Genomic DNA, 16,306 nt, shown 5'->3' with positions numbered 1-16,306 from the left:
AAATGTTGCTTTAAAACGTTTGGTGATTTAAATAGATTAGTATGTTGGAGAAATAATGGCTTTAGAACTTTTAACCCCCTTTACAAAAGTTGAATTAGAAGTAGAAGAAAAAGATTCAAATCGAAAACAAGTTGGTATCTTGGGTGGAAATTTCAACCCTATTCATAATGCCCATCTAGTAGTTGCTGATCAAGTTCGTCAACAATTAGGTTTAGATCAAGTCCTTTTGATGCCAGAATTTAAACCACCTCATGTTGATACAAAGGAAACCATTGATGAAAAGCATCGCTTGAAAATGGTGGAGTTGGCAATAGAGAATGTCCAAGGCTTAGCAATCGAAACCATTGAATTAGAACGTAAAGGCATTTCTTATACTTATGACACCATGGCCTTGTTGAAAGAGCAAAATCCAGATGTTGACTACTATTTCATCATTGGTGCAGATATGGTCAACTATTTGCCGAAATGGCATCGCATTGATGAACTTGTTGAAATGGTACAATTTGTAGGTGTTCAAAGACCGAAGTATAAGGCTGGAACCTCATATCCTGTGATTTGGGTTGACGTCCCACTAATGGACATTTCTTCAAGCATGATTCGTGACTTCATTAAAAAAGATAGAAAACCTAATTATTTAATGCCGCATTCAGTCTTAGATTATATTGAAAAAGAAGGACTTTATAAATGAGTTACCAAGATTATCTTCCCTATACCCGTGAGGAGCTTCTAGGGAAAATAGCCGAGCAGATGAGCAAGAAACGCTTTAAGCACGTACTAGGTGTTGAAAAGGCAGCAATAACATTAGCCGAAAAGAATCAGTATGATCCTGAGAAAGCAGGATTAGCTGCGCTTCTCCATGATTATGCCAAAGAATGTTCAGACCAAGTTTTTATTGACCTCATCACTAAATATGATTTGGACAAAGACTTATTAAATTGGAACAATAATGTTTGGCATGGGATGGTTGGAATTTATAAAATGCAAGAAGATTTACTGATTTCTGATCCAGATATTCTAAGAGCTATTGCTATTCATACAGTTGGTGCCAAAGAAATGTCTTTGCTTGACAAAATTCTCTATGTAGCCGATTATATAGAGGAGGGGAGAAATTTTCCTTTAGTTGATCAAGCTAGACAAATTGCTAACGAAAATTTAGATAAGGCAGTAGCCTTTGAAACCGTTAATACTGTTGCTTACTTGGCTTCTAAAGGTCAAGCTATCTATCCTCAAACACTGGAAACTTACAATGCATTTTGCCATTATTTGAAAGAAGGTTAGATGAAAGAATCACTGATTATTATTGATGTTCAATAACAATTAATTGCTGAAAAACCCTATCCATATGAGACTTTTTTGACTCAACTAGGTCAAGTTATTGATTGGGCTAGACAATCAGAACGTAAGATTATTTTTTGTCCGACATCAGGATGATTTTCTTATACCAGGGACTGAGGATTGGCAGATTGCTAAACCAATCAAACCAATGCAGGATGAAGCTATTTTTGGTAAAACCTCTAACCCCGCTTTTAAGGGAACTGATTTAGAAAATTATCTTAATAATAAGGGAATCAAGAATGTCATACTAGTAGGAATACAAACGGAATACTGTATCGATGCTACGGTAAAACTTGCTTTTGAGAAGGGCTTCAAGGTCACAATTCCAAGTGCTCTCCATACTACCACAGACAATCAGTGGATGACTGCTCAAGAAATGATTGCATTCTACCAGGCTATGTGGCATTGTCGCTACGGCCAAATCATTTCACTCCAAAAATTAATGAAATAAGGAAAGAAAATTTATATATGAAAAAAGAAGAACTGTTAAACGTCGTTGTCAAAGCAGCAGATGAAAAACGGGCCGAAGATATTTTAGCACTTGATTTAGAAGGATTAACAAGTCTAACTGACTACTTTGTTATCACGAGTGCTACTAACAGTCGTCAATTAGAAGCAATTGCCGAAAACATTCGTGAAAAAGTGAAAGAAGTTGGCGGTGATGCCAGTCATATTGAAGGCGACAGCACAACGGGGTGGGTTCTTTTAGACCTTAACGATGTTGTTGTTCACATCTTCTCTGAAGAGCAACGTTACTACTATAACTTAGAGAAATTATGGCATGATGCACCGGTTGTGGATGTATCAAGTCAATTGGTTTAAGATAAAAAACAAACAGTCTGTTGTGGGCTGTTTTTTAAAAATTGAGGATAGATTTACATGACGACTTATGAAACCTTTGCATCCGTTTATGATGCCATAATGGATGATTCTTTATACGATCTTTGGACCGACTTTTCGCTCCGCCATTTACCAAAAGAAAATAAAAAAAAGAAATTATTAGAACTAGCTTGTGGTACGGGGATCCAGTCCTTACGTTTTGCAGATGCTGGCTTTGAGGTGACAGGCCTCGATTTGAGTCAGGAGATGCTTAATATTGCACAAAAGCGATCTCAGGAAGCTAACAAAGATATCAACTTCTTACAGGGCAATATGCTGGATTTGTCTCAGGCGGGCAAGTATGATTTTGTCACTTGCTACTCGGATTCCATTTGTTACATGCAGGACGAAGTCGAAGTTGGTGATGTGTTCAAGGAAGTTTATGATTGCTTGAATCCCGATGGCGTCTTTATTTTTGATGTCCATTCAACATACCAAACAGATGAGGTTTTTCCTGGCTATTCTTACCACGAGAATGCAGATGATTTTGCCATGGTCTGGGACAGCTATGAGGACGAGGCACCGCATTCAGTAGTCCACGAATTGACCTTCTTTCTGAAAGAATCAGACGGTTCTTTCTCTAGACATGATGAAATTCATGAAGAGCGAACCTACGACATCTTAACCTATGATATCCTCTTAGAACAAGCAGGCTTCAAATCCTTCAAGGTCTATGCTGATTTTGAAGATAAAGAACCAAGTGACAAAAGCCAACGCTGGTTCTTTGTAGCACAGAAGTAAAAAATATTTGAATGAGGAGATTTTATGAAAATTGCTTTACTAATTTATCCAGAATTTTCCTTATATGAAATTACTCCATTAACAGCATCATTAGCACTTCAATATAATGAAAAAGTTGATATTATTGCTAGTCAGAAAAAACTGCATAAAAGTGAAGATGGTTTCCAAGTAATGCCTCATTATTCAATTGATGAGATTGACTTAACAACATATGAACTAATTCTTCTAACTGGCACAATGGACCCTTTTTTTGCTGTAAATGATGTTAATTTAATCAATACGCTTTCAAAAATTAGCTTAGAAGATACAGTTGTAGCTTCTATTTCATCCTCTCCATTACTACTTGCAAAAGCAGGGTTATTAGATACTTATAAATTTACAGGTGGAATCTATCGTAACTATTTTAATAGTTTTACTTGGTTGAAAGAAAGTAACTATTTACCTAGACTTTGTACCATTGATAGAAATCTGATAACTGCAATAGGTAGTTCTAAGGCTGTTTCTTTATTTACTGATTCAGTCTTAGCTAAATTACATTTCATAAATGAATTTCCTGAACTACCAAGTGAGGAAGTTTCGTTTACTCTAGAACAAAATGATTATGAACAAATGATAGGAGAAGTTCGACTTCTCTATCCAAACATTAATTAACCAAGGAGGTTCTATGGCTATTACAGGCATTGTTGCTGAATTTAATCCTTTCCATTATGGCCATAAGTACCTGCTTGAGCAGGCTGAGGGCCTGAAAATTGTGGCCATGTCGGGCAATTTCGTCCAGCGTGGTGAGCCGGCTATTGTTGATAAGTGGACTCGGGCTCAAATGGCACTGGAAAATGGTGCAGACATTGTTGTTGAGATCCCTTTTCAAGTGGCTGTTCAGTCGGCTGATTATTTTGCTCAGGGAGCTGTCGACATTCTTACTAAGATGGGTGTAGATACTTTGGCTTTCGGCACAGAAGAAAACCTGGATTATAGTGAGATTGCTAGGGTTTATGAGGAAAAATCTGAGCAGATGACAGCTTTTCTAGCGACGCTAGAAGATTCCCTCTCTTACCCTCAGAAAACCCAACTAATGTGGGAAAAGTTTACCGGAATTGATTTTTCTGGTAATACCCCAAATCACATTTTGGCTTTGGCTTACGCAAAGGCTAGCGCGGGGAAAAATTTACGACTACAGCCCACCACAAGGCAGGGCGCCGCATACCATTCCCAAGATAAAAATCAGCTCATGGCCTCCGCAACGGCCATCCGCAAACACATTTCAGACCCAGTATTTTTAAAACAGGCAACGCCCAGCACGGAGTTGATTCTATCCGCACCGCACTTGACTTGGGACAACTATTACCCTCTTTTAAGGTATCAGCTCTTAACGCATCCCGATTTGACCCAGATTCCGCAGGTTAACCAGGAATTGGCCAGTCGCATCAGCTCGGCCATTGCGAGCGCAGCGAACTTGGAAGACCTAGTGGAGCAAGTGGCGACCAAACGCTACACCAAAGCGCGGGTTCGCCGGCTCTTGACCTACATCTTAGTTAATGCTCAGGAAGCGCCTTTGCCGCAAGGAATCCATCTTTTAGGTTTTACGGAAAATGGCCAAGCTCATTTAAAGAGTTTGAAAAAATCAGTCCATTTAATCAGTAAAATCGGTGCCGATCCTTGGGATAAACCAACACAGCAGGCTGATTTGGTCTATCGAATTGGCCATCCTGATCTGCCAGAACAAACTTTCGGGCGAAGTCCCATTAGGATTTTAAAAAATTAACTTGGTTTAGCCAAGTTTTTTTATTTTCTGCTTGACCCTAACCTAAGGTAATGGTTTATACTAGTCTTAAGCTAGCAAAGATGAGAAAGGAGGACAGTATGAAGACTGTTAAAGAAGTCAGTCAATTAACAGGGATTACCATTCGAACCCTGCATCACTATGATAAAATTGGCTTATTAAAGCCAGCAGTCATAAAGGAAAATGGCTATCGTTATTATGATGATGACAATTTGCAAAGATTACAAGAAATTTTACTTTTCAGAGAATTAGAATTTCCTTTAAAGGCCATAGACCAAATCCTCAATCACAGGTCTTATGATCGTCAGCAGGCACTTAAAGATCACATAAAATTATTGGAAATGAAAGAGGCAAAGCTAAAAGAATTATTGGCTTTTGCTAGAGATTTAGAAAAAGGAGTAGCAACAATGACATTTGACGCTTTTAAAGACAAAGAGTATGAAGAGTATCAAACAGAGGTTAAGGAACGCTGGGGTTCAACTCAAGTTTATGCTGAATTTGAAGAGAAAAAAGACAAAGTAGATTATCATGCAGTCAGCCAAGAAATGGCAGCCATTTTTGGACAATTTGGGGCCTTGAAAGACTTGGGTGCAGACCACGAAACGGTACAAACTCAGGTTAAAAGATTGCAAGACTATATCACAAATCATTTTTATACTTGTACAAATGAGATACTAGCTGGCTTAGGTCAAATGTACGTTGGCGACCTACGCTTTAAGGAGAATATTGACCAAATGGGTGGCCCTGGGACAGCTGATTTTGCGTCAGAGGCTATTGCTATTTATTGTCAAAAATAAAAAGTTAATTGAATTTTTCTATTTTTTTTCGAATCATAAAGTATGGACTAGTTGAGAATCTATTCCTCAAACTAAATTCTAAAGGCATTATTCATTCCATGATATAATATCTTGGAAAAGGAGATTGCTATGACGACAATTGCGATAACAGGTGTAACTGGAAAGCTCGGTGGCTACTTAGCTTCTGAATTAAATCAATTAGGGATAGAAAGCCGTCATTTGGCTAGAAGGCCAGAAAAGGCACAAACATATGCTAATGCGGAGCTTGTTCAGTCTTTCTATGATGAGTCAGATCAAACAATCAAGTCTCTGACTGGGATTGAGGTATTATTCATGGTTTCGGCTCGTGAGAGTTTATCACGACTTGAGGAGCATAAAGCCCTTTTGCGTGCTGCCCAAAAAGCTGGTGTCAAGCATATTATTTACACTTCCTTCATGAATGCAAGGCCTGATGCAACCTTCACCTTGGCTCGTGATCATGCTTGGACGGAGGGTTACAACAAAGAATTGGGCTTTAGCTACACTTTTTTTCGGGATAATTTTTATCAGGATATGTTTTTGGAAATAGCTGAGCAGGCTAGCTTATTAAGAGGCCCAGCAGGGCAAGGAAAAGTCTCTGCCCTACTTCGTTCAGATGTGGCAGCAGTTGCTTTAAGAATCCTCCAAGAACCCGCAAAATGGGAAAATCAGAGCTTGAACTTAACGGGACCGCAAGCCCTATCCCTAGAGGAGATAGCTGCCTTATTGACTCAGTATTTAGGTAAAGAAGTCACTTATTATGATGAAGGGCTTGAAGAAGCTTATGAGTGGCGTAAGCAGTGGCCAGTTGAAGACTGGCAGTATGATGCCTGGGTCTCAACCTATACCGCCATTGCCAAAGATGAATTGTCTTTAGTCTCTAATGACATTGAAAAGGTCTTGGGGAGACCGGCAACTTCTTTGCAAGACTTCTTGAAAAATCGCTAATGAATTTTTTAGCCACTGGCTCCTTATTTTCCATTTTACCAATTGCCCTCAAAGTGCTATAATAATAGAGTTAATGAGACAGCTCTGCTATTTACAAAAAAGAGAGCTTTAAAAAAATACACTTATAACGAGGAGAATCCAATGGGACGTAAATGGGCCAATATTGTTGCCAAAAAAACTGCTAAAGACGGAGCTACTTCAAAAGTTTATGCTAAGTTTGGGGTAGAAATCTATGTTGCTGCTAAGCAAGGAGACCCAGATCCAGAATCAAACTCTGCTCTTAAATTCGTTATCGATCGTGCGAAACAGGCCCAAGTGCCAAAACACGTTATCGATAAAGCTATTGATAAAGCTAAAGGTAACACAGATGAGACCTTCGTTGAAGGCCGTTATGAAGGCTTCGGTCCTAATGGTTCAATGATTATCGTTGATACTTTGACATCAAATGTAAACAGAACGGCTGCTAATGTTCGTACTGCCTACGGTAAAAATGGTGGTAACATGGGTGCTTCAGGATCTGTTGCCTATATGTTTGACAAAAAAGGGGTCATTGTTTTTGCTGGTGACGACGCAGATGCTATCTTCGAATTGCTTTTAGAAGCTGATGTTGAAGTAGATGATGTTGAAGCAGAAGAAGGAACAATTACAGTCTACACTGCACCAACTGATTTACATAAAGGAATTCAAGCCCTTCGTGATTCAGGTATTTCAGAATTCCAAGTGACCGAATTAGAAATGATTCCACAAAGTGAAGTGACACTTGAAGGTGAAGACTTAGAAAAATTTGAAAAATTAGTAGATGCTCTAGAATCTGACGATGATGTGCAAAAAGTTTACCACAACGTTGCTGATTTCTAAGCAATAATATCGAAAGAGCCACAAGGCTCTTTTTTTGATACCATTTGCTTATCACAGTGATTAAAAATGGGTATTAGTCGACTTTGTTTTTTGGTGGTAGAATAGGACAATAAGATAGAATAAGGAGTTATAGAATGACAAATAAAAAAACAAGTGCTCTTCTTGCTGTGACTTTGCTAGCTACGGGGATTTTAGCGGCTTGTGGCAATGATAAAGCTGCTAGCAAGAATGACAAAGAAAGCATTACATTTGCGACCGTTGGAACCACAGCTCCATTCTCATACGAAAAAGATGGAAACTTGACAGGTTATGATGTAGAAGTGGCAAAAGCTGTTTTCAAAGGCTCTGACAAGTATAAAGTTAATTTTAAAAAGACAGAATGGTCTTCCATTTTCACTGGCCTAGATTCTAGCAAGTACCAAATGGCTGGAAATAATATTTCCTTTACTAAAGAGAGAGCTAATAAATACCTCTTCTCATACCCAAGTGGTACAACGCCATCTGTTTTGGTAGTACCTAAAGACAGTGACATTAAATCATATGCTGATATCAAAAACCATTCAACACAAGTGGTTCAAGGAACAACTACAGCAGCTCAATTAGAAGATTTCAATAAGAAAAATGCTAATGCAAAAGTTGAACTTAAATACACTAATGAAAATATCACGCAAATGCTAAGCAACTTGAGTGAAGGCAAGGCAGACTTCAAAATCTTTGATGCCCCAACAGTTAATGCAATCATCAAAAATCAAGGATTGGATAATCTTAAAACCATTCCATTGGAAAGCAAAGAACAACCTTTCATCTATTTTATTTTTGGTCAAGACCAAGAAGAGTTACAAAAATTTGTCAACAAACGTCTGAAAGAATTGGAAAAAGAAGGTACTTTGAGCAAGTTAGCTAAGGCTCATTTGGGTGGCGACTACGCGCCAAAAGCTGAGCAGCTAAAGTTACCAAAATAAAAGCTTCCAAACCCTCTCTCACCCCTCCCCCTAAAAATGCAAATAACTCTGGATAGGATCTAGAGTTGTTTTTTTGCCTTCAAAATCAGTTTTCCATGGCCTCCGGCTTCAAAGTGAATCAAGCATGACATCAAAAATGTGATGGACTAATTAGTTTTGTTATAGTTTAAAACTATATAAATACCCAAAAATTACCAATTTGCAAACTATAACTACTTTCGGTAAAATAAGGACATTACTTATTGAAAGAAGGATTTATCCATGACATATAAAAAAATAATTAGCTTTGTCGGTATTCTATTTGCTTCGACTTTATTAGTAGCTTGTGGCTCTCCCAAAAATGATAAAAACACCATTACTGTTGGGGTTATGACTAAAACCGAATCAGATGATGCGCGTTGGAAAAAAATTGAATCACTCCTCAAAGAAGATGGCATCACCCTTAAATATAAAGAGTTTACAGATTACTCACAGCCCAATAAAGCAGTTGCTAACGGAGAAGTTGACATTAATGCCTTCCAGCATTACAATTTCTTAAATAACTGGAATAAAGAAAACAAAGAGAATTTAGTAGCTATTGCTGATACCTATATTAGCCCAATCCATCTTTTCTCTGGCACTAGCCAAAAAGGGAAAGCAAAATACACTTCAGTCAGTGAATTGCCAAAAGGGGCTCAAATTGCTGTACCAAATGACGCTACTAATGAAAGTCGTGCCCTTTATTTGCTCCAATCGGCTGGCTTAATCAAACTTAATGTTTCTGGTGATAAATTAGCGACCATTGCTAATGTAACGGAAAACAAAAAAGATTTAGATATAAAAGAATTGGATGCCAGTCAAACTGCTCGTGCTTTGACATCTGCAGATGCTGCTATTGTCAACAATAGTTTCGCAGTTCCAGCAAAAATTGATTATAAAACATCTTTATATAAAGAAAAAGCTGATGAAAATTCAAAACAATGGATTAACATTTTAACAGCTAAAAAAGATTGGAAATCGTCTAAGAAAGCTAACGCCATTAAAAAATTAATTAAAGCTTACCATACAGATGAATTGAAAAAAGTCGTTGATAAAACCTCAAATGGTATCGACCTACCTGTTTGGTAAATCCTAATAGCAGAGGCTGGGAGCATCGCCCCTAGCCTTTCTCCTGTTATCAAGGTAAGAAAATTTTTATCACACTGAAAGGAAGAGTTACCATGACATTAAGAGCCGACAACTATAATCAAGAACTCTGGCAAGATTCAACTGTTAAAAGCTATCTTGAAGAATTAAAGACCTTAATTGGGATGAAATCTATTTTTGCTCAAAAAATAGGTTTAGAAGAAGTGGCTGATTATTTAGGACAGCTCTTTAAAAAAGCAGGGGCTCAAGTCCTGGTCGATAAAACTTTTATGGCACCTTTTGTCATAGCAGAATTTAAAAGCTCAAAACCTAATGCTAAAACCTTAATTTTTTACAATCACTATGATACAGTTCCGGCTGATAGTGACCAAGTTTGGACGTCTGATCCCTTTACATTAGCTATTCGTGATGGTATCATGTATGGTCGAGGGGTTGATGACGATAAGGGACATATTACGGCTCGACTGACGGCAGTTATGCGTTATCTTCAAAAACATGAGGATCTCCCAATCAATATCATTTTTATGATGGAAGGGGCAGAGGAATCAGCTTCTGTTGATTTAGATAAGTACTTGACCAAGTATCAGGACAAATTGAAGCATGCGGACCTACTCATTTGGGAACAAGGAATTCGAAATGAGCGGGACCAGCTTGAATTGACAGGTGGAAATAAAGGGATTCTGACCTTTGATATGGCTGTCAAAAGTGCTGCCAGTGATCTGCATTCTAAGTTTGGAGGAGTTGTGGATTCTGCCACTTGGTACTTGATTGAAGCAATAGCCAGCCTGCGGGATTCGGAGGGCAACCTCTTGGTGCCAGCTATTTTAGAGGCTCTTAAAGTGCCTAGTCAGCGTGAAATGGACTTAGTAGGCCACTATGCCACCGAAGATGCGGAAGGCCTTAAAGCCTTACATGGTTTGTCCCTGCCTTTACTTGAGGAAGATAGGCAAGCTTTTCTGCAACGTTATTATTTTCAACCATCTGTGACCATTCAAGGATTGTCGTCAGGCTATCTTGGCTCGGGTGTTAAAACCATCATTCCAGCTGATGCTTGGGCTAAAATGGAGGTTCGTTTGGTTCCTGGTCTTGAACCCAAAAAAGTTTTTGCGGCAATTGGCAATTATTTAAAGGAAAAAGGGTTTGACCAAGTCGAGCTGACCTATACATTAGGGGAGAAGAGTTACCGCAGTGACCTGTCAGCACCTGAAATTGGCAGATTAATTAAAATCATTGTGGATAATTACCCGGGAGGGGTATGTTTGTTACCGACATCGGCTGGTACAGGCCCGATGTATTCCGTTTTTGAAGTACTTGAGGTACCCATGGTATCGCTAGGACTTGGAAATGCTAATAGTTCAGATCATTCTGGTGATGAGAATGTTCTGATTGCTGACTACCTAAATCACATCACATTAATTGAGGAGTTTATTAAAAGCTATGAGTAAAGCAATGATACAATTGGATCATATTGATATCACTTTCCAACAAGGGAAGCGGCAGATTGAGGCCGTTAAGGACGTGACTGTTCACATCAATCAAGGCGATATTTATGGAATTGTCGGCTATTCTGGGGCTGGTAAATCGACACTCGTGCGGGTAATTAATTTACTACAAGTACCGACAGCGGGACAGATTCAAGTTGATGGCAACTGGACCTATAAAGATGGCAAAGTCGTTCTTTCTAGTCAGGATTTGCGGAATATGAGGCGTCAGATAGGGATGATTTTCCAGCATTTCAATCTCATGGCCCAAAAAACAGCCAAAGAAAACGTGGCCTTTGCATTACGTCATTCCGGCTTAAGCAAGTCAGAAACTGAAGAAAAAGTAGCTCATCTCCTTAATTTAGTTGGTTTAAGCGACCGAGCGGATAATTACCCTTCCCAATTGTCTGGTGGGCAAAAACAAAGAGTAGCTATTGCGCGTGCCTTGGCAAACGATCCAAAAATTTTGATTTCGGATGAAGCTACATCAGCTCTAGATCCAAAAACAACCAAACAAATTTTAGCTTTATTGCAAGATTTAAATCGCAAATTGGGCTTAACTATTGTTATGATTACCCATGAAATGCAAATCGTTAAAGATATTTGTAATCGTGTTGCTGTTATGCAAAATGGCTCATTGATTGAAGAGGGGTCCGTCTTAGATATTTTCTCAAATCCAAAAGAGACCTTAACGCAAGAATTTATTCGTACGGCAACAGGTATTGATGAGGCTTTAGAAAAAATTTACCAACAAGATATCGTTAAAGACTTGCCTAAAGGCGCTTTGTTGGTTCAATTGAAATATGCAGGACATAGTACTGATGAACCTATTCTGAATCAAATTTATAAAGATTATGACGTCAGAGCCAATATTCTTTATGGCAATATTGAAATCTTAGATCAAGTGCCTGTTGGTGAAATGGTCTTGGTTCTTGAAGGTGACCCGACTAATTTAGCTTTGGCAGAAGAAGCCTTGGCTAAAGCAGGGGTTGACGTATCTGTATTGAAGAGAGGAGCATAAATGTCAAGTTTGATTCAAACCTATTTACCTAATGTTTATCAGTTAGGCTGGTCTGGTGATGCAGGCTGGGGCTTAGCCATTTGGAATACAATTTACATGACCATTGTTCCTTTTATTGTTGGGGGCAGTATCGGTCTCTTCTTAGGCTTACTTCTGGTTTTGATGGGACCAGGTGGGGTTATTGAAAACAAAGCTGTTTCTTGGCTTTTAGATAAAATCACCTCTATTTTCCGGGCCATTCCTTTTATTATTTTAATCGCCATCTTGGCTAGCTTTACATATCTAGTGATGGGGACTATCTTGGGTGCAAACGCAGCCTTGGTACCCTTAACCTTTGCGACATTCCCATTCTTTGCCCGTCAGGTTCAAGTCGTTTTCTCAGAGCTTGATAAAGGCGTTATTGAAGCGGCTCAAGCTTCAGGAGCGACTTTCTGGGACATTGTTCGTGTCTATTTAAGTGAAGGACTTCCTGATTTAATCCGCGTTTCAACTGTAACCTTAATTTCACTGGTTGGTGAAACGGCAATGGCTGGTGCCATCGGAGCTGGAGGACTAGGAAATGTGGCCATTTCTTACGGTTATAATCGCTTCAATAATGATGTGACCTGGGTTGCTACTCTGATTATTTTATTACTGATCTTTGGTATTCAATTCACCGGCGATCGTTTAACGCGCCGCTTCAGCCACAAATAAACTAAAAAGCTAGGACTTCGTCCTAGCTTTTTGAATATTCTCCTAAGAATGACTAAGAGGATTAGTTTTTCTGAGATTATTATTTTACTTTTATTTCAGATAACCTAAATAATCAAACTTCTCGAAAGTATGATCGTTGGCGATGGCGACAATAATGATGTCAGCTTCTAAAGGTTCCGTAGGGTTAAGATTTGGGTCTAAATCGCTTTCGTTAGCGTGTCTTGTACCAATAATGTTGAGTTCGTATTTTTGGCGGACGTCCAATTCGGTTAAGGACTTGCCAATCCAAGATTCTGGAATTTTAAAATTAATCATGGAAATACCATGCTCTAAGTATATGATATTTTCTATACGATGTTTTAAAATATTTGAGGCAACTTGTTTACCAGAATCTCGTTCAGGGGTGATCACATTTGTGGCTCCAATCCCATACAAGACTTCCTCATGGATTTTATTTTTGGCCTTAGCAATGATTGCTGGTACTTTCATTTTTTTACAATGCATAATGGCAAGTACTGATGATTCCAAGTTATTTCCTGTTGCAATGACGACGGTGTCACATTGGTCAATGCCAACAGCTAAAAGAAAGTCCTTATCAGTCATATCGCCAACGGCAGCTTTTGTGACGAAATCGCCAATTTCATTAACATTGGCTTCACTGGTATCAATGGCAATGACATCTTGATCAAATTGACTTAATTGTCGAGCTACCGTTCGACCAAAGATTCCTAAGCCTAAAACACCGACAGTTTTACGTTTCATTCCGTTCTCCTATCCTACTAAAATATCTGTTGTTGCATAACGAATTGTTTTTTCTTTCCGTTGAATTAAACTCAACAAGAAAGTGATGGGGCCAACCCGACCGATAAACATTAAGAGCATGATGATTATCCGACCTGGTGTTGATAGTTTTGGGGTTAAATCCATGGTGACCCCAACAGTATCGATAGCTGAAACAGCTTCAAACAAAAGGGCAACAGGGTCTAAATGCGGCTCGACGCCTAAGAGAAAAATATAACCAGTAATCAAAACCGAGAAAAAGAAAATAAGGACCGACATGGTCTGTTTAACCGTCCTGCTGGCAATGATTCGATTATGAAAAGTCACTTCAGATTGACCAGAAAGCTCTGCTTTTAGTAAGAGTAGTGTAATTGCTACTGTAGTGACTTTAACTCCACCAGCCGTTCCTCCTGGACCACCGCCGATAATCATCTGAATCATGTATAAAAAGTTTGTTGGTGCTAGTGTATCCAGGTAAGAAAGTGTAGCAAAACCAGCTGTTCTCATGGTAACGGTTTGGAAAAAGCTAACCATCAGTTGTTGGATAAAGGTATAGTTAGCAATCGTTTTAGGATTGTCTTTTTCTAAGAACCAAGTGACAAGAGTACCTGCGAATAGAATAATAGCAGTTGTTTGTAGAACCAACTTAGTCTGATTAGAGAGTTTGCGGTAGAAAAGACCGTGTCGTTTAGGTTTTTCGATAAAAAAGCGCTTAAGATTATCAACCAAATCATGCCAGACGGCAAAACCAATCCCGCCAAAAATAATTAAGAAAGCTACGACAAAATTAATCAAGGGATTTAAGACAAAGTCTTGGAGACTCGAACTGTTGAAATTATCAAAGCCTGCATTACAGTAGGCTGAAACGGCAAGAAAGAGACTGTTGAAGAGGCCATGTTTGATGCCAAATCGTGGGACAAAATCTATAGCAATAATCAAAAATGCAATTACCTCAATGATAAAAGTAATCTTATAGGCAAAGAAGAGAAAATCTTTGAGGTTTTTACTATCATTTCGATTAAGGGCTGACTGGAGCAAGGTGTGTCCGGATAAGTCCATTTTGCGTTGCAAAGCGTAAGTGCTAAAGGCAATTAAGGAAACTAAACCTAAACCACCAATTTGCATTAAACAGATGGCCACCAGCTGTCCTAAACCATTATAGGCTTCAGAGACAGGAACAACAGAAAGGCCAGTTACACAAACCATGGAAACAGTATTAAAAAGATGGTCCAGGTAATGGGTTTCTGGGCCATTTGGGTAATGCATAATGGGCAGTGATAAGAGAATGCTGCCTATTATGATAACAGATGCAAAACTTAGGGACAATTTTTGGGTTACCGTCCAAGTTCTGATAGATGGTAGTCTCATAATTCCTCCTTAAGGTATCATCTTCATCATAACAAATTCTAAGAAATAAAGCTAAATTGCCACAGCGATTTAACTTTTTTGACATTATAAGGGATTTTTGGCAGGGGTTCCCGCTTTACGAGGATATTTATTAGGCGTTTCTTTTTTCTTTTCGACAATTGTCATATATCGTGAATCACCATTTGGTAATTGGTAGTGGTGATTTTCAATGATTTGAGCAAATAATAAGCGTAGGGCTTTTTGGGCCTCCTCTATCTCTTGGTCAGCTGCTTGAGCTTTTAGGGCGATTAATTGTCCTCCTACTTGCAAGAAAGGGATGGTTAATTCTGACAGGACTTGCATCCTTGCCACAGCGCGAGCTGTCACTAGGTCAAATTGAGAGCGGAAGCTCTTGTCTTGGGCAAAGTCCTCTGCTCGGCCATGATAAAAAGCAACCCCAGTAAGATCAAGTTCCTCTGCCAAGTGGTTTAAAAAGGTGATGCGTTTATTTAGGGAATCAATAATGGTCACTTGAAGTTGGGGGAAGATAATTTTCATGGGAATTGATGGGAAACCAGCTCCGGCACCGATATCAAGGAGTTGAATTGCTTCGTTTTTTATGTATCCTTGAAGAATAGGAGCGATGGAATCGTAGAAGTGCTTTAGATAGACATCGTCCCTTTCTGTGATAGCAGTTAAGTTGATTTTTTGGTTCCATTCAATCAGTGTTTTAAAATAAGTGTTGAATTGGTCTTTTTGTTTTTGATTAAGTGGGAATCCGGCTTCATCTAAGGCTAGGTAAAATTCTTCTGGAGTCATGCTTTTCCTCAATATCTGATTTTTTTACTATTTTAACATAAATAAAGTCAGAACTAAATGAAAAATAGCTATTGGAGAAAGCTTGACAGTTGCTATTGCGCTGAAAATTGCTATAATTGAGTCAATAGATAAAAAGGAGAATTGCTATGTCACTTGCACTTATCATTATTGTTATTCTTGTCCTAGTAGCTATTTGGCTTATGGCTAGTTATAATAGCTTAGTAAAAAGCCGTATGCAAACAAAAGAAGCTTGGAGTCAAATTGACGTTCAATTAAAAAGACGTAACGACTTAATTCCAAATTTAATTGAAACGGTTAAAGGTTATGCTGCCTACGAAGAAAAGACCTTTGAAAAAATTACTGAATTGCGTTCACAAGTTGCTCATGCGTCAACACCAGCAGCTACCATGGAAGCATCAAATGAATTGACTAAACAAGTTGCTAGCTTGATTGCCATAGCTGAAAACTATCCTGATTTGAAAGCAAATACTAATTTCTTGAAATTACAGGATGAATTGACTAATACTGAAAATAAAATTTCTTATTCTCGTCAATTGTTTAATACCACAACATCAAATTACAATGTTAAATTAGAATCATTTCCTAGCAACATTGTTGGTAAATTATTTGGTTTCAAACCAAGTGAATTCTTACAAACACCAGAAGAAGAAAAAGCTGTTCCAAAAGTGGAATTTAATTTCTAATTTTTTCAATCGCGTTTT

General features: G+C 38.5%; 19 protein-coding genes. 16 read left to right on the top strand and 3 right to left on the bottom strand.

Annotation, left to right across the window (positions count from 1 at the left end; all coding sequences use genetic code 11):
* The first annotated feature begins 55 nt into the window (after positions 1 to 55).
* The 15 genes from A9Q68_RS05295 (at position 56) to A9Q68_RS05225 (ending at position 12,638) form a co-directional block, all read left to right on the top strand.
* Entirely contained in the window at positions 56 to 688 is a 633-nt protein-coding gene (locus tag A9Q68_RS05295; RefSeq protein ID WP_071793650.1) for a nicotinate-nucleotide adenylyltransferase, read from the top strand.
* Positions 685 to 1,278 (top strand): bis(5'-nucleosyl)-tetraphosphatase (symmetrical) YqeK, encoded by a 594-nt coding sequence (yqeK, locus tag A9Q68_RS05290; protein ID WP_071793649.1) that lies wholly within the window; start codon positions 685 to 687, stop codon positions 1,276 to 1,278. The genes A9Q68_RS05295 and yqeK overlap by 4 nt, the downstream gene beginning before the upstream one ends.
* Positions 1,279 to 1,375: 97 nt before the next feature.
* Positions 1,376 to 1,786 carry an isochorismatase family protein gene (locus A9Q68_RS05285; RefSeq protein WP_083426030.1) on the top strand — a complete coding sequence of 137 codons (411 nt, stop codon included), beginning with the start codon at positions 1,376 to 1,378 and terminating at the stop codon, positions 1,784 to 1,786.
* Between the two features lie 17 nt (positions 1,787 to 1,803).
* On the top strand, positions 1,804 to 2,157 hold the full coding sequence (gene rsfS / locus A9Q68_RS05280; RefSeq protein ID WP_071793648.1) for a ribosome silencing factor: 354 nt from the start codon (positions 1,804 to 1,806) through the stop codon (positions 2,155 to 2,157).
* A gap of 57 nt (positions 2,158 to 2,214) precedes the next feature.
* Positions 2,215 to 2,955, top strand: a complete 741-nt coding sequence (locus A9Q68_RS05275; protein WP_071793647.1) for a class I SAM-dependent DNA methyltransferase — start codon at positions 2,215 to 2,217, stop codon at positions 2,953 to 2,955.
* Positions 2,956 to 2,979: 24 nt separating this feature from the next.
* Positions 2,980 to 3,606: a DJ-1/PfpI family protein gene (locus A9Q68_RS05270; RefSeq protein ID WP_071793646.1), complete on the top strand. Its 627-nt coding sequence runs from the start codon at positions 2,980 to 2,982 to the stop codon at positions 3,604 to 3,606.
* A gap of 13 nt (positions 3,607 to 3,619) precedes the next feature.
* The gene (locus A9Q68_RS05265) at positions 3,620 to 4,717 is read left to right on the top strand and encodes a nucleotidyltransferase (protein WP_071793645.1); all 1,098 of its coding nucleotides are present in this window, start codon (positions 3,620 to 3,622) and stop codon (positions 4,715 to 4,717) included.
* A gap of 98 nt (positions 4,718 to 4,815) precedes the next feature.
* Positions 4,816 to 5,532, top strand: coding sequence for a MerR family transcriptional regulator (locus A9Q68_RS05260; protein ID WP_071793644.1), 717 nt, complete (start codon positions 4,816 to 4,818; stop codon positions 5,530 to 5,532).
* A 129-nt stretch (positions 5,533 to 5,661) separates the two neighbouring features.
* Positions 5,662 to 6,498 (top strand): SDR family oxidoreductase, encoded by an 837-nt coding sequence (locus tag A9Q68_RS05255; protein ID WP_071793643.1) that lies wholly within the window; start codon positions 5,662 to 5,664, stop codon positions 6,496 to 6,498.
* Between the two features lie 141 nt (positions 6,499 to 6,639).
* Entirely contained in the window at positions 6,640 to 7,356 is a 717-nt protein-coding gene (locus A9Q68_RS05250; protein ID WP_071793642.1) for a YebC/PmpR family DNA-binding transcriptional regulator, read from the top strand.
* A 134-nt stretch (positions 7,357 to 7,490) separates the two neighbouring features.
* On the top strand, positions 7,491 to 8,318 hold the full coding sequence (locus tag A9Q68_RS05245; RefSeq protein ID WP_071793641.1) for an amino acid ABC transporter substrate-binding protein: 828 nt from the start codon (positions 7,491 to 7,493) through the stop codon (positions 8,316 to 8,318).
* Between the two features lie 261 nt (positions 8,319 to 8,579).
* A complete protein-coding gene (locus A9Q68_RS05240) occupies positions 8,580 to 9,425 on the top strand; it encodes a MetQ/NlpA family ABC transporter substrate-binding protein (RefSeq protein WP_071793640.1) in 846 nt (281 codons plus the stop codon).
* 92 nt (positions 9,426 to 9,517) lie between these two features.
* A complete protein-coding gene (locus A9Q68_RS05235) occupies positions 9,518 to 10,888 on the top strand; it encodes a M20/M25/M40 family metallo-hydrolase (RefSeq protein ID WP_071793639.1) in 1,371 nt (456 codons plus the stop codon).
* Positions 10,881 to 11,945 carry a methionine ABC transporter ATP-binding protein gene (locus A9Q68_RS05230; RefSeq protein WP_071793638.1) on the top strand — a complete coding sequence of 355 codons (1,065 nt, stop codon included), beginning with the start codon at positions 10,881 to 10,883 and terminating at the stop codon, positions 11,943 to 11,945. The genes A9Q68_RS05235 and A9Q68_RS05230 overlap by 8 nt, the downstream gene beginning before the upstream one ends.
* Entirely contained in the window at positions 11,946 to 12,638 is a 693-nt protein-coding gene (locus tag A9Q68_RS05225; RefSeq protein ID WP_071793637.1) for a methionine ABC transporter permease, read from the top strand.
* A 90-nt stretch (positions 12,639 to 12,728) separates the two neighbouring features.
* Here the strand turns inward: A9Q68_RS05225 and ktrA are convergent, their stop codons facing one another.
* The 3 genes from ktrA to rsmG all read right to left on the bottom strand — a co-directional run bounded on the left by ktrA (position 12,729) and on the right by rsmG (position 15,584).
* The gene (gene ktrA / locus A9Q68_RS05220) at positions 12,729 to 13,400 is read right to left on the bottom strand and encodes a potassium uptake transporter gating subunit KtrA (protein ID WP_071793636.1); all 672 of its coding nucleotides are present in this window, start codon (positions 13,398 to 13,400) and stop codon (positions 12,729 to 12,731) included.
* 9 nt (positions 13,401 to 13,409) lie between these two features.
* Positions 13,410 to 14,786: a potassium uptake transporter channel subunit KtrB gene (gene ktrB, locus A9Q68_RS05215; RefSeq protein ID WP_071793635.1), complete on the bottom strand. Its 1,377-nt coding sequence runs from the start codon at positions 14,784 to 14,786 to the stop codon at positions 13,410 to 13,412.
* An 84-nt stretch (positions 14,787 to 14,870) separates the two neighbouring features.
* A complete protein-coding gene (gene rsmG, locus A9Q68_RS05210) occupies positions 14,871 to 15,584 on the bottom strand; it encodes a 16S rRNA (guanine(527)-N(7))-methyltransferase RsmG (protein ID WP_071793634.1) in 714 nt (237 codons plus the stop codon).
* Between the two features lie 146 nt (positions 15,585 to 15,730).
* Here rsmG and A9Q68_RS05205 point away from each other — a divergent pair, with 146 nt between their 5' ends.
* Complete coding sequence (locus A9Q68_RS05205; RefSeq protein ID WP_071793633.1) at positions 15,731 to 16,288, top strand: LemA family protein; 558 nt, start codon at positions 15,731 to 15,733, stop codon at positions 16,286 to 16,288.
* Positions 16,289 to 16,306: the final 18 nt, after the last annotated feature.

Origin of the sequence: Streptococcus bovimastitidis (assembly GCF_001885095.1) — a bacterium.
Lineage (GTDB): Bacteria > Bacillota > Bacilli > Lactobacillales > Streptococcaceae > Streptococcus > Streptococcus bovimastitidis.
Note: the sequence above shows the minus strand (reverse complement) of the source record. Positions and strands in the feature narration are given on the sequence as shown.